13 protein-coding genes are annotated in these 13,580 nt (G+C 64.2%); 5 read left to right on the top strand and 8 right to left on the bottom strand.

Features of this window, described 5'->3' with window-relative positions:
- The coding region (locus AIOL_RS23860) for an aldehyde dehydrogenase family protein (protein ID WP_049645269.1) at positions 1–321 on the bottom strand (321 nt) is incomplete at its 3' end.
- Between the two features lie 84 nt (positions 322–405).
- Between AIOL_RS23860 and hpaR the strand changes: the two genes are divergently transcribed.
- Positions 406–843, top strand: a complete 438-nt coding sequence (gene hpaR, locus AIOL_RS23855; protein WP_049645268.1) for a homoprotocatechuate degradation operon regulator HpaR — start codon at positions 406–408, stop codon at positions 841–843.
- Here hpaR and AIOL_RS23850 read toward each other — a convergent pair.
- The 3 genes from AIOL_RS23850 to AIOL_RS23835 all read right to left on the bottom strand — a co-directional run bounded on the left by AIOL_RS23850 (position 840) and on the right by AIOL_RS23835 (position 5,336).
- Positions 840–2,072: a Tm-1-like ATP-binding domain-containing protein gene (locus AIOL_RS23850; protein WP_049645267.1), complete on the bottom strand. Its 1,233-nt coding sequence runs from the start codon at positions 2,070–2,072 to the stop codon at positions 840–842. The genes hpaR and AIOL_RS23850 overlap by 4 nt on opposite strands.
- 759 nt (positions 2,073–2,831) lie before the next feature.
- Positions 2,832–4,166, bottom strand: coding sequence for a polysaccharide biosynthesis/export family protein (locus AIOL_RS23840; RefSeq protein ID WP_082152777.1), 1,335 nt, complete (start codon positions 4,164–4,166; stop codon positions 2,832–2,834).
- 282 nt (positions 4,167–4,448) lie between these two features.
- Positions 4,449–5,336, bottom strand: a complete 888-nt coding sequence (locus AIOL_RS23835) for an alpha/beta fold hydrolase (RefSeq protein WP_049645265.1) — start codon at positions 5,334–5,336, stop codon at positions 4,449–4,451.
- Positions 5,337–5,381: 45 nt separating this feature from the next.
- Between AIOL_RS23835 and AIOL_RS23830 the strand changes: the two genes are divergently transcribed.
- Positions 5,382–6,200: an alpha/beta fold hydrolase gene (locus AIOL_RS23830; RefSeq protein ID WP_235439156.1), complete on the top strand. Its 819-nt coding sequence runs from the start codon at positions 5,382–5,384 to the stop codon at positions 6,198–6,200.
- Here the strand turns inward: AIOL_RS23830 and AIOL_RS23825 are convergent.
- The 3 genes from AIOL_RS23825 to AIOL_RS23815 are packed head-to-tail and all read right to left on the bottom strand — an operon-like array spanning position 6,197 to position 9,206.
- Positions 6,197–7,036: a PhzF family phenazine biosynthesis protein gene (locus tag AIOL_RS23825; RefSeq protein WP_049645263.1), complete on the bottom strand. Its 840-nt coding sequence runs from the start codon at positions 7,034–7,036 to the stop codon at positions 6,197–6,199. The two genes, AIOL_RS23830 and AIOL_RS23825, sit on opposite strands and share 4 nt — an antisense overlap.
- Before the next feature lie 5 nt (positions 7,037–7,041).
- Entirely contained in the window at positions 7,042–7,434 is a 393-nt protein-coding gene (locus AIOL_RS23820; RefSeq protein WP_152912670.1) for a hypothetical protein, read from the bottom strand.
- A 2-nt stretch (positions 7,435–7,436) separates the two neighbouring features.
- Positions 7,437–9,206, bottom strand: a complete 1,770-nt coding sequence (locus AIOL_RS23815) for a DNA polymerase III subunit gamma/tau (RefSeq protein WP_049645261.1) — start codon at positions 9,204–9,206, stop codon at positions 7,437–7,439.
- Between the two features lie 80 nt (positions 9,207–9,286).
- On the opposite strand from AIOL_RS23815, the gene AIOL_RS23810 reads away from it, so the two are divergent.
- Positions 9,287–9,745 carry a hypothetical protein gene (locus tag AIOL_RS23810; RefSeq protein WP_235439154.1) on the top strand — a complete coding sequence of 153 codons (459 nt, stop codon included), beginning with the start codon at positions 9,287–9,289 and terminating at the stop codon, positions 9,743–9,745.
- Between the two features lie 257 nt (positions 9,746–10,002).
- Here the strand turns inward: AIOL_RS23810 and nhaA are convergent, their stop codons facing one another.
- Positions 10,003–11,190, bottom strand: coding sequence for a Na+/H+ antiporter NhaA (nhaA, locus tag AIOL_RS23805; RefSeq protein ID WP_049645260.1), 1,188 nt, complete (start codon positions 11,188–11,190; stop codon positions 10,003–10,005).
- Between the two features lie 264 nt (positions 11,191–11,454).
- Here nhaA and AIOL_RS23800 point away from each other — a divergent pair, with 264 nt between their 5' ends.
- Together AIOL_RS23800 and AIOL_RS23795 are read left to right on the top strand one after the other, a co-directional pair.
- Positions 11,455–12,981, top strand: a complete 1,527-nt coding sequence (locus tag AIOL_RS23800; protein ID WP_049645259.1) for an ankyrin repeat domain-containing protein — start codon at positions 11,455–11,457, stop codon at positions 12,979–12,981.
- Between the two features lie 60 nt (positions 12,982–13,041).
- A complete protein-coding gene (locus tag AIOL_RS23795; protein WP_152912669.1) occupies positions 13,042–13,404 on the top strand; it encodes a hypothetical protein in 363 nt (120 codons plus the stop codon).
- Positions 13,405–13,580: the final 176 nt, after the last annotated feature.

The raw sequence follows: 13,580 nt of genomic DNA, 5'->3' as shown, positions 1-13,580 counted from the left end.
CCAGCACTCGCAGAGCGCGATCTCCTCGGCCCGCGCCTCGATCCCCTCGGCCACGCGCAGCAGGATCGCGCGCCGCTCCCTGGCGGGCATGTCGCGCCAGGCAGGAAAGGCCCCGGCGGCGGCCCGCGCGGCGGCGTCGATGTCGCGCGCGTCACCCCGCGCAACCTGGCAGATCAGGCTCTTGTCAACCGGCGAACGGGATTGGAACACGCCCTGGTTGCCCGCCACATCCTGGCCCGCGATGCGGTTCAGGATTCCGTCCTTGCGGAAGCGGGCAAGATGGGCTTCAAGTTTTGCGGTGTTTTCCTTAAGCGCGCTCATGCGCGGTCCTCCATTTGGGTGCGCGGATCCACGGATGCGGGCGCGCGCTTGTCATTGGCGATTTTGCGGGGCATTTGAGGGGTCATGACCAGGCCGCTACCCACCACGTCCCGCTCGCTCCCCATCGCGCTTATCCGCGCCCGCGAGGGTGTTATGTCGCCCATTCGTGACATGCTGTCAGAGACCGGGATCACCGAACAACAATGGCGCACTCTAAGGGTGCTTGGCGAATTCGGGCGCATGGACACCAAGACGCTCGCCGACCGCTCCAGCCTTTTGTTCCCCAGCATGACCCGCATCGTGGCGACCATGCTCAAGAAGGGGCTTGTGACCCAGACCCAGGGCACAGACGACCGGCGCCGGCGGTATGTCGAGATCACGTCCCATGGGCAGCGTATCATCGACGATTACGCTCCTCAGGCGGCCAGCATCGCGGAAAGTTACAAACGGGTTCTGGGCGAGCAGGACTACGAGACCCTTCTGGATCTGCTGACCAAATTGGACCCCGGCGCACAGACCTAAACCTTGATCGTGCCATTGGCGCGCCATCCGTCGAAGATCTCCAGCGCCTTTTCAGCAAAGGCCGCATCGTTGATGTGGTGGGGGATGCGATGGGCATCGACGGTTTCGGGCAATTGGGCCTGGAGCTCGGCCAGGAAGGCCGCAAGCCCTTGGGGGTTGTGCAGATCCGCCCCCTCGCGGTCCCACTCTCCCAGGCCCAGGTCGGGAAGGATCATTGCGACCGGTCCTTTCGCCTTTGCAAGCTGATCACAATGGGCGCGGGCCACCCGTTTGGTCTCTGCCGCTTCCAGCACAATCGAGGTCAAGAGCCTGTTGTGCTCGTGCTTTAGATGCTGGTCCCACTTGCCTTCGATGGGCTGCCACCCGACGACATCCACCAGGTCATAGCAGCCGGGCGCCACGATCTGCGGCGTGCCGCTGGCGCCTGCGTTGGTCAACCGGTCCGCCCCGGCAGAGATGTTGGACCCATTGACGTGGTTGCCCAGCTCCTGCGTGCAGAAGTCGAAGACGCAGGCAAAGGCGCCCTGCCCAGCCAGGTTCTCGAACGCCCGCCCGCCCATGCCCGTGGCGTGAAAGACGGCGACTTCGAAGCCGCGCGCCTCTAATGCGGGCTTCAGCGGGACCACGTATTTCAGGGCCGAGGTGCCCAAAGACGTCATCCCAATCAGCGGCTTGTCCGGGTTCGGCCCTTGCACCGCCCGCGCCGCCCCCAGCACGGCGCCCGCCGCCTGGCTAAGCGACGCCTTGCAGACCGAGTTCAAACCATAGAGCCCCCCGGCCCAAAGGATCATCTGCGTATCCGCCGCCAGGCGCTCCGCCGGGATCAAGGGCGAGAACGCCACGGTCGAGACGATGTATTTTGGCACGCCAAGTGGCAGGGCAGAGGCGACATCAAGCGCCAGATCGGTGCCCATCGTGCCGCCCAAGGCGATCATTCCGTCGAACCGCCCCTCTCGGTGCAAGCGAGCCGCAAGCTGGCTCGCCCCTTTGGCCATGATCTGCATGGCAAGGTTCTCGTCGCCGCTGTCGATCGCGGTTTGGATCGTGCCGCCGCCTTCCTGCGCCACCTGATGCTTGGATAGATCCGTCGGCTGTGACGGATCGCCCAGCACCGAGACATCCATCGTCAGAACCCGACCGCCCTGCGCGCGGATCACCCCTGCGAGGAAATCCAGCTCGTCGTCTTTCGTGTCATAGGTCCCAATGACCAGGATGGTCTTGTCGGTCATGTCTCCCCCTAAGAGTTTGATCCACGCGGGCTTCAGCCTCACATATCTCTAGCCTGCATGCAGGGATCTGTCAGATCCCTTGCCGGTCGGCCCAGCCCCGCGCAGCGCATCGCACAGCACTGAGCCCGAGTTATGCCTATTGCTGCGAGGTCCATCGCGTGGCCTGTGCTGGCTGTTATGGATGTCGTGATCCGCATCAGGCTGACGGCTGCGCCGCTCTTTGCCATGGCGTCCTGGCTTTGGTGAAAATCGGCATTGGTCTCTCGCCCCTGCAATGGTTCGTGTAATGCATCGCTGTTATGCAAATAAGATTGCTTTAGCAATTATATTTTGTCGAGCCTTTCTTGGGCCCAAAAACCCATGGCCCGCCGGTGACATCCACGTGGCAAGCCGCGACCCTGCTATGCCAGTTCTCAATGGCCAAGCCAGGCAAAGCAGTTCCGCCTTGGCCCAGCCGCGCCGGAACCTGCGCAAGAGCGCCACGCAGCAGCCACTGGGCTGTCCGGCTTGGCTTTTGGGACAAAAGGGCGAACTGCCGACGCGTGCCCGACGTTTTGCCGACGTTTTGCCGACGTTTCGCCGACACCGGTTTTCCCCATAAAATAAGGGCCGATCGCCACAATCCGACCCGATGCGCGGCAGGGCACCGCGCGCGCCGTTTAGAGTTTGGAAATATATGCCCTGCCGCGCCGAAAACGGCGCGGCTCGGGTCTTGCATCCGGTCACAAACGCACAAGTCGTCGACCGGATTTGGGCCCTCTAGTTTACTGCCCGGCCCGCGGTGTTCAGGATCGCGGGGAACAGCTGCTGCAACGAGCGGCTCCATTTCGTGATCGGCTGCTCTTCGATGAACACGATGTCATTGGGGCGCATCTGCATCTGCGTCGCAAAGACGATCTTGGCGGCGTTCTCGATGTTGAGATGATAGGCCGTTATGGTTCCGGCTTCAGAGCCCTGACGTACCCGAAGCACGTAGATCTCCGAAGGGTCCCCCGTCGTGTTGTCGAACCCGCCCTCGCCATAAAGCACATCCGCCAGCGTCGCCTGGCGGTTATACGGCAGGGCCACGCGGGACTGCTTTTCCACCTCGCCCGCAAGGTAGACATAGTCGCGATCCTCGGCGTCGAACTTCGCGCGGGCCTCAAAGTTACGGCGGCGCTCTTCCAAGGCAGCCCGCTGGATACCGATCTCGGCCGTAAGCGCCGACAAGGCCGTCCCGCGCGCCGTGCCCCGAAGGGATATCACGTCGATCTGCTGCTTGTAGAACTCCAGCGCACGGTCCAGATCATAGGTGAGATCCACGAATACGGCATCGCCGTTCACAAGCACTCGATTACGAAGATCGGAATCGGTCAGATAGTTCTCAACTGGGATCTGGTACAAACTGCCGTCGCGGTAGATACGGATCGAGGCGAACTCCTCGTCCTTGACGTCCAGCCCGCCCGCGGCGATCAGCGCCTCGCCCAGCGTTACTGCGTTCAGCCCAATGGGAACCAACGCGGGCTTGCTAACCGCGCCACCCACGGTGACGCGCTGCGAATTGAACTCTGCGATCTCCAGGCTGAACGACGGGTCAATTTGGCTCTCTATAAGCACCTGAAAGAGCGCATCTTCAGCCTCTCGCAGGGTCATACCAGCGATGGAGACCGGGCCGATTTCTGGAATAGCGATCGCGCCATCGTCCCGAACCGTGTACCCCTGGCGGCTATTCTGCGCGGCAAGCAATCCGGACAGCTGCTCTACCGTCGTGGCCGAGCCACGGGTTGCCAGCAACACAACGTCGCCCACGCCGATGCGGTAGGGGGTCGCGTCGACCTCAGGCGGCAGCTCGGCCGCCAGCGTGTTTCGCTGTTCGCTTGGAACATAGGGCGGGTTGGGCAACGCGCCGGCCCCCACGAAGCTGCCGCCGCCGGCAACCGAACTAAAAGCCTTGGGCAGCGTCTTGGGTGAGTATTTCGACCGATTGGCCTCGGCGACCGACGTGGCGATTATCTCGACAACCGTGACGCGCGTGCTTTCGTCATCCGTGTCCACTTTCGGGCTTGTATAGGATACTCCGCAGGCCGGAAGCGCGATGAGCGCGGCAAAGGTCATTGCGCGCCAAAGATCTGGTATCGTTGGTCTTTTAATTGTCGGCTGCAACAATTTCGTTTGCGTCATAGATCGAAGTGCCCCTGTTCAATTCCGCCAAATAAATCACGCGCAGTGCGGTTCGTCACCGACCCATAACGCTCGATGATCGCTTCGATTAACACCTGTCGGAATTTTATCACACATATGTGCATTTGCCTATGAAATTCGTGGGTTATGCACAATGAGCGGCGTGGGAAACTCGTGCGTTGCCACCATTTAGAAGCTCTCACGCCATCCTTCCCTTCACTTCTCCAAGAACGCCCAAAGCGCCCCGAGCACCTCGCCCGGCGCTTCCTCGGCCAGGTAGTGCCCGCACGCAACAGCGCGTCCACTTACAGGACCATCCGCATAGCCAGACCAGATCGCAATCGGCTCATAGAACTTCCCTATGATCCCCTGATCGCCCCATAGCACCAGCAGCGGGCATTGCAAGCGCACCAGTTCCTCACGGCTGGTGCGATCATGCTCCAAGTCGATGGAGGCCGCGGCGCGGTAATCCTCGCAAATACCGCGAATCACGTCCCGGTCCCTGATGGCCGACAGATAATCCGCCAGCGCTTCGGGATGAAACAGCCCCGCCTCCTTCGGCTCGCGCCGGGTGTGGCCATGGAACCAGCCCTCAGGGTCGTTCTCGATGATCTGCTCGGGGAAGGGCGCCTGCATGGCCAGGTAGAACCAATGCGCATAGGCCAGCGCGAAGAGCATGTCGGTGCGCTCGAAATGCTCCAGCGTTGGCACGATGTCCATAACCGCGAGCTTGTCCACCCGCGCGGGGTGGTCCAGCGCCAGTCGGTGCGCCGCCCGCGCGCCGCGGTCATGCGAGACAACGGTGAAGCATTCATGCCCGAAATGGTCCATCAATGCGATGACATCCCCCGCCATGGCCCGCTTGGAATAGGGCGCATGATCGGCGGTGTAACCGGGCTTGGGCGAGAACCCGTAGCCGCGCAGATCGGGGCAGTAGACGGTGAAGCGCTCGGCCAGGGCCGGGGCCACCGCGTGCCACATCATATGCGTCTGGGGGTTGCCGTGCAGGCAGACCAGCGGCGGGCCGGACCCGCCGCGCCGCACCCGCACATCGCCACCCGGCAGCGGCACCGTCTCAAGCGTGAAACCAGGAAACAAGGACATCGCCAACACCTTTCCTTAGCCCCCGCATTCAAGCGCTTTCGGGCCATGACAGCAAGCCCGGGGCTGCGGCAGATGGCCCCCGTTGCCATGCAGGCTTTGCGTCTGGCCCTTAGGGCACTAGGCTGGCCCCGCGAGGAAACCCAAGGGACCGGTGCTGTGCCGCGTGAATCCGTGATCCTTTTGCATGGGCTTGGCCGAGGCGCGGCCTCCATGGCCATGATGGCGCGCGCGCTAGAGGGCGCGGGCTACAATACCATCAACTGTGACTACCCCTCGACCCAGAGCGATATCGAGAGCCTCGCCGAAAGCTCGCTGGACCAGGCGTTTGCGCGGGGCGGCGACGCGCCCGTGCATGTGGTCGCGCATTCGATGGGTGGGATATTGGTGCGCGCCTGGCACGCGCGACACCCCGATGCCGAATTGGGCCGCGTGGTCATGCTTGGCCCGCCGAACCAAGGCAGCGACCTGGTGGACACGCTTGCGGGGCTCGCGCCGTTCCACTGGATTAACGGGCCCGCTGCGGCGCAGCTTGGCACCGCGCCCAAGAGCCTGCCCAACCGGCTGGGGCCCGTCGAGTTCGAGCTTGGCGTCATCGCCGGGAACCTCGCTTTGAACCCGATCTACGCGGCGCTGATCTCGGGGCCCAACGACGGCAAGGTATCGGTGGAGAACACCAAGGTTGACGGCATGGCAGAGCATCTGGTGCTCCCCGTCAGCCACACCTGGATGATGATGAACCCGCTGGTGATCGCGCAGACGCTGGAATTCCTTGCCCATGGGCGTTTTGCGTCGGGCCTGTCGCTTGGCTTGGCGCTGGAACGCCTGGCGGAGGAAACGCTGGGGCTGCGGATTGGGCGTCCCTAAAGCCGCACCGTGCCCGCGATCAAGATGTTGGAGTGCCCGCCCACAAGGACCCTGTCGCCCTCGACACGCACATGGACCCGCCCCGTACGGCCCATATTCGTGCCCTGCGAGATCGTCAGGTCGCGCGTCAGCCGCCCCTCCGCCTGCAGCCAGCGCGCGATGGCGGCGTTCAGCGAGCCGGTGATCGGATCCTCCAGCATGCCCGAGGACGGCGCGATATTGCGGCTCTCATAGGCAAAGTCATGCCCGTCCGGATAAGCGCCCAGCAGCGACAGGCCCTGGAATTCGGGCCAGGTCACCCGCGTGGCGTCCACCGCCAGGGCAGCCTCGGCGCTGGTAAGCTCCAGCAGGTTCCAGACGGGTCCGTTGTCCAAGACCACGGCGTTTGTAATGAGGTCGGGGTCGAGCTCCAGGGCCCGCGCATAGCGGTCACGGTCCGCTTGCGGCATCGGCGCGGCGCTTGTGGGCGGCGCAACAAACCCCGGCACCGCGCCGGTCTGGTCGATCTCGACATGCCCGATGGCGCAGTCCTGAACCACCACCCCCGCGCAGCGCGCCGCGCCGCCGCTGGCCAGCCAGGCCGCGCAGCTGCCCAGCGTGGGGTGGCCCGCGAATTTCATCTCGCGCCCCGGGGTGAAGATGCGCAGCTTGTAATCCGCCACATCGTCCTCGGGCGGCAGGATAAAGGTCGTCTCGGCCAGGTTCGTCCAGGCGGCAAAGCGCTGCATCTGCTCGGTTGTCAGCCCCTCGGCGTCGCGCACCACCGCCAGCCCGTTGCCCAGCGTGGGGTCGGTCGAGAACACATCAACCTGGTAGAAACGGCGGGTCTGAGCCACGGCGGCTACTCCTTTTGGCGCGGGGCGGTGTAGTAGATCAGCGCGATGCTCATTGCGCCCACGATGGCGATGAACAGCGTGGGCTTGCCGATGCAGCCCTCGATCATGGCCAGGTCAACGCCCACGTCGCTGGGGAAGGCGCGGATCGAGGTCCAGACCGCCCAGCCGACCACCACGGCCAGCGCGCCCCACTGGTGGCGCAGGCGGAAGGCCAGCGCGGTGCCTATGAGAAGCAGGACAGAGGGGCCCGAGGCGAAGAGATGCAGGGCTTCGGTGATCAGGGTGGCGGGTATGCCGTTCCAGTCCGGGCGCATAACGGCGCAAACGGGCCCCGACCAAGCCGCAGCAGGCATCGCGGCGCAAAGCGCCGCCGCCCATCCGGGAAGGCGCAGCGACACGGTCAGTCCTCCTCGAACGGGTCCCATTCGTCGTCCACCTCCGGCAGGGCCTCCGCCTCGGCCTCGGCGGCGATGGCGTCCAGGCTGCGCACCTCCAGGATTTGCGCCTGGGGGAAGGCGTCGAACACGGCCTGAACAAGCGGGTGCTGCTTGGCCTCTTCTTCCAGGGCGCGTTTGTCGGCGTCGCGCAGCTCGGCGATGGTCTCGCCGCCGCCCTCGTTGACGAGGCTGACCGCCCAGCGCACGCCGGTCCAAAGCTGCAGCTTGCCCGCCAGCCGCGCGGCGAGGTCCTGCGGCGCCTGCTCGGTGGGCTGGAACTCGATGCGACCGGGCTGGTACTTGGCCAGCCGAAGGCAGGTTTCGATCTCTACCAACAGCTTCACGTCGCGGTTGGCGCGGATGAGATCGACGATTTGGTCAAAACGCGCATAGCGCGCCAGGGCCTGGTCGGCCTGTAACTCTTGCGCCGGTGCGGCTGCGCCACCGCCTCCGCCACCGCCGCCGCCAGACACCACCGCTTGCGTTGGGGCGCGGGCCGAGGCGCCGCCAGGCGCCGAGGCCCCCCCGCCCGCCGCAGGCGCGCCCGCGCTGGCAAAGCCAGCGGGGGCTTGCTGTAGCTTCTTCACCAGGTCCCCCGGCGGCGGCAGGTCCGCCACATGGGTCAGCCTTATCACCGCCATCTCGGCGGCCATCATCGCATTCGGCGCCTGCGCAACCTCGTCGAGCGCCTTCAGCAGCATCTGCCACATCCGCGTCAGCACCCGCATCGGCAGCTTGCCCGCCATGTCCAGCCCCCGTGTGCGCTCGTCGGGGCTAACCGTTGGGTCCTCGGCGGCCTCCGGCGTGATCTTGATCACGCTGACCCAGTGGGTGATCTCGGCCAGGTCCCGCAGCACCGCCAGCGGGTCCGCCCCATCGGCATATTGCGCGGATAACTCCGACAGCGCCTCTGCCGCCGCGCCGCGCAGGATCATGTCAAACAGGTCCAGCACCCGGCCGCGATCCGCCAGCCCCAGCATGGCGCGCACCTGGTCCGCGGTGGTCTCGCCGGCGCCATGGCTCAACGCCTGGTCCAGCAGGGACGTGGCATCGCGCGCCGAGCCCTCCGCCGCGCGGGTGATCAAGGCCAGCGCGTCATCAGAGATCTGCCCGCCCTCGCCTTGGGCGATCTTGCGCATCAGCGCGATCATCACCTCGGGCTCGATCCGGCGCAGGTCGAACCGCTGGCAGCGGCTGAGGACCGTGACGGGCACCTTGCGGATCTCGGTGGTGGCGAAGATGAACTTCACATGCGCGGGCGGCTCTTCCAGCGTCTTCAAGAGCGCGTTGAACGCGCTCGTCGACAGCATATGCACCTCGTCGATGATGTAGATCTTGTAGCGCGCCGAGGCCGCCCGGTAATGCACAGAGTCGATGATCTCGCGGATGTCGTTGACCGAGGTGTTCGAGGCCGCGTCCATCTCCAGCACGTCCACATGCCGGCCCTCGGCGATGGCCACGCAATGCTCGCACTGCCCGCAGGGCTCGGTCGTGGGCCCACCCGCGCCGTCCGGCCCGATGCAGTTCATGCCCTTGGCAATGATCCGCGCCGTGGTGGTCTTCCCGGTGCCCCGGATGCCGGTCATGATGAAGGCCTGGGCGATGCGGTCGGCCTCAAACGCGTTCTTGAGCGTGCGCACCATAGCGTCCTGCCCCACGAGGTCCGCAAAGGTCTCGGGGCGGTACTTGCGCGCAAGGACCTGGTAGGCGGGGGCGTCGGGCGACTCTGTCATCGGGGCGAGACTAGGGCTTGGATCAAACAAGGTCCAGTGATAGCGAGGGGGAACAAATATCGAACACCAAGGAGAGGGCGATGGCAGAGCTATCCACGTATCGCGCCGCATCGGGGCATTTTGTGCCGGTTTGGACTATCGAGATACAGACCCTGCCCGATGATGTTGACCGGATCTTGGACGCGGTGATGAAGGTGCACCCGCTCAGCTATGGCCGCTATCAGCGGAACGCCAGCGTGTCCGCCATAGGTCGCGAGACCGCCCAGCCAGAGCCTGGTTCGACCACGACCACCCATGTCGACGGGTTCGAGGCGGGCTCTACGGAGACCTACCCAATGGTGGAGCTCAAGATCTCCATCGCGCGTGATCTGGAGGTGCTGGAGAAGGTGATGGACGCGGTCATTTACGCGCATCACTATGAGGAGCCCGTGATCTTCTTGCGCGAGGACTGGGCGAGCCGGGCGCGCTATGATCCAAACAGCGACAACCCGAACCGGTGGTGGAACAACGGCCGCGGGTTGCCCGACCGGATATCCTAGACGCATTGGATGGTTTGGAAGAAGCGGTGAGGGACTATTTCGGGACGCGTGTCCGGTGCGGCGGCCAAGGGATCCCTTTCATTTCTTCATGAAATCTAAATCCGAATCGCAACACCCTAAACGGGTGGCGGTTGGGGATGTGAGTCGGGGCAAGGCCCCGACCACCACCCGCATATTATGCGGGGCACTTGGGTTGAGATATCGTTAAATTTGCACCACCCAGGGCCCGCCATAACGCCGCAGCGCGCCGTTTTGCACTACCCCGCGGCGGTGGCACTCTCGCTCTCATCTGGCTGTTTGGAGAACATCCATAGCGCCAGGTAGCCCAGCACCGCCGAGACCGCCGAGCCGCTCAAGACCCCCAGCCGCACCGCGTTCATCAATTCCGGGTCGTCAAAACTCAGCGAGCCGATGAAGAGCGACATGGTGAAGCCAATGCCCGCCAGGCAGGCCACGCCGTATATCTGCGCCCAGTTGGCGCCATGCGGCAGCTGTGCCCAGCCCAGCTTGACCATCGCCCAGACGATCCCGAACACGCCGATCTGCTTGCCGATCACCAGCCCCGCGGCGATGCCCAGAGGCAGCGGCGCAAAGAGGTCGCTGAACGCGATCCCGTCCAATACCACGCCCGCATTCGCAAACGCAAAGACCGGCACGATGAAGTAGAGCACATAGGGCGATAGACCATCCTCGAGCGCGTGTAGCGGCGAGGAACCCCAGCGCGAGGTCAGCGGAATGCAGAAGGCCGTCACCACGCCCGCCAGGGTCGCATGCACGCCGGACTTAAGCACCAGGTACCACAGCACCACGCCCAGCAGGAGCGTCGGCAGGGTGCGGTGCGCGCCGCGCAAGCTCTGATAGGTCATGATCGCCAATGGGATCAGCGCCCAGAGCAGGTAGTTGACCTTCAGCTCCGCGGTGTAGAACAGCGCGATGATCAGGATCGCGCCCATATCGTCCAGGATCGCCAGCGTCAGCAAGAAGATCTTGAGCGAGCTCGGCACCCTGTCGCCCAGCAACGCCAGCACGCCCAACGCAAAGGCGATGTCCGTGGCCGCCGGGATCGCCCAGCCGCCCGCCGCGGGCGTGCCCGCGTTCAGTCCCAAAAAGACGATCGCCGGCACCGCCATCCCGCCGATCGCCGCCATCCCGGGCAGCACCACATCGCGCGGGTTCTTAAGCTTGCCCTCCAAAAGCTCGCGCTTCAACTCCAGCCCGATGAGGAAAAAGAAGATCGCCATCAGCCCGTCATTGATCCAAAGGATCAACGGCTTAGACAGGCCCTGCCCGTCCAAGGTGACCGCCAATTTCGTGCCCAAAAGCGCCTGGTAATCCGGGTTTAACGCCGAATTCGCCACCAACATCGCCGCCAGCGCTGACGCCATCAGGAGCAAGCCCCCCAAAGCCTCGGAGGAGAAGAATTTGTCGAAGGCGCGCAAGAGCATGAAGGGTCCCTGTATTGATATGGCTGTTACATTGCGAAATGGCATTAAGCGGCCAAAAAACAAGCACTTTTTCACTGTTTCACAAAACTGTCACAAAAGTGCCCGAGTTGACGAGGCCCGGCGGATGAATTATTATCAGTGCGCCGGTAGGGGCGGCATCCGGGTCCGCGGAAAGCTGTATCAGCGCCCCTTGATCTGACCGACAATCACTTCGGTTGAACTCGTGCCCGGATAGCGGACCGGCGGGCGGTGAGAGGGAAACCGATGTCTTCATTGGAACAACTACGGCGTCAGGCTAAGGCGCTGCGCAAGGCCTTTGCATCCGGAGCGCCAGAGGCTGTGGCCCGGGTGCGCGCGGTGCTGCCAGAGGCCGCCGAAATCAAGCACGCCGATGCGCTGCATATCCTGGCCCGCGAGGCGGGTCATGCGTCCTGGCCCAAGCTGAAATTCTCGGTGGACGCGGCCGAGATGGACCGGGCGGCCAAAGCCGAACGGCTCAAGATCGCGCTTTACTTTGGCCAGCATTGGGTGGTGGACGCGCTGTTGTCAGAGACCCCGGATCTGGGGCGCGACAATTTCGGCCTCGCCTGTGCGGTTTACGATATCGAACATGTCACGGCTGTTTTGGGCCGCGACCCGGATGCGGCGACCCGTGCGATAGGTGTCAGGCGGCCCATGTGCCACCTGGCTTTCTCGCAGCATCTGCATGGTCAAGGTTCGGAAAGTGACATGCTGGCCGTCGCGAACGCGCTGGCAGAGCATGGCGCCAGCGCGAATGACTTCTATAATTACAATGATCAGGATAATTCTCCACTCTCGGTGCTCTATGGCGCGATTGGGCATTCCAACAACATGGCGTTGGGGCGCTGGCTGCTGGAACGCGGCGCCGACCCCAATGACAACGAGTCGCTCTATCACGCCACCGAGCTTGGCCATCACGAGGGGCTGAGGATGCTGCTGGACCACGGCGCGAAGGTCGAGGGAACCAACGCGCTGCTCCGGGCGATGGACTTCAATGACCATACGGCGATACGGATGATGTTGCAGGCCGGGGCCGACCCGAATGAGGGGTTCTTTCATCACCCCTCGGGCGAGCCGATGGGGCGGGTATACCCGCTGCACCAGGCCGCGCGGCGGATGAACGACGCCGAGATGGTCCGCATCTTGCTGGACGCCGGCGCGGATCCGACGGTGACGTTCGACGGGCTCGCACCCTATGAGTTCGCGCGGGTCTACGGCAATGCCGAGGTCGCTCAGGCGCTGCGCGAGAAGGGCGGCGCGGTGCCGTTGCAAGGCCAAATCGCCTTGCTGGCGCGCATCGCGGATGGCGAGGAGCCCGGCGCCTTCCTGAATCCCGCGAAACTCCCTGACGAGCTGCGCAACATGGTCCGCGCGATCCTGCATCAGCCGAACGTGATGGACCATCTGCAGCGGTTGATCGCCGCCGGCATGGAATGGGACCGCCCCGACGACATGGGCGTGACGCCGGTGCAGACCGCGGGCTGGGAGGGGCTGCCAGATATCATGGCGTATTTCCTGCGCCTCCGCCCCGATCTAAGCCACGTCAACGACTATGGCGGCACGCTCTTGGGCACCATCATCCATGGCTCCGAGAACTGCCCCGACCGGGCAGAGCGCGACCACATCGCCTGCGCGCGCCTGGCCCTTGAAGAGGGCGTGGCCCTTCCCAAACGCGCCATCGAACTGGCCGGAGAGGAGGACATGGCCGAGTTCCTGGCCGAATGGGGCGCGGCGCATCCGGGTCAGGTCGTTCAAGACGGCCCCGGCTGAAGCTTGATATTCCGCTGATCCCCGCGCAAACTGCCGCGGGGATCAATGGGACGGCAGAAGATGCGAAACTTTCTGATCGCGCTCCTCGTTTTCTGGGTGGTGGCCTTCTTTGGCTCGTTCATAGCGTTCTACGTGACACCGTCGCAGGATCTCGGGTTCACGGCGGGCTGGAACAAGTTAGGGGTGTTCATCACGTGGCAAGGTGTTGCCACAGGGCTTGCGGTGCTGTGCCTGTTCTTGCGCTGGACGACCTCGGATGCGCGCCTGCGCCGCTGGGCGGCGATGCCCGCGATCGGGATCGGCATCTTGGTGCTGGGCCTGGGCGGGCTGCTTTTGTGGGCGAACCTGCAACACTCGGCAGCAGTCGGGGGCGCGCCGAGCGTGACGCAACCCGTGACCGTGGCGCCTGACACAGGAAACTAGAGCCCCAACCAAGCCAGGGCGGCCGCGCGTGGCCGCGCCCTCACCGTTTCAGGCCCGCGCAGCTTAGCGCTCACAATTCCTTAAACTTTGCTTCGTTCGCCTTAATGGCGCCACGATGCATTGAGCCCGCATTAACATTCCAAGCCCATCTTTTTCTGCAATGCGTGGGGGCGCAG

Source organism: Candidatus Rhodobacter oscarellae (assembly GCF_001078595.1).
Taxonomy (GTDB): Bacteria; Pseudomonadota; Alphaproteobacteria; order Rhodobacterales; family Rhodobacteraceae; genus Rhodobacter_B; species Rhodobacter_B oscarellae.
Note: the sequence above shows the minus strand (reverse complement) of the source record. Positions and strands in the feature narration are given on the sequence as shown.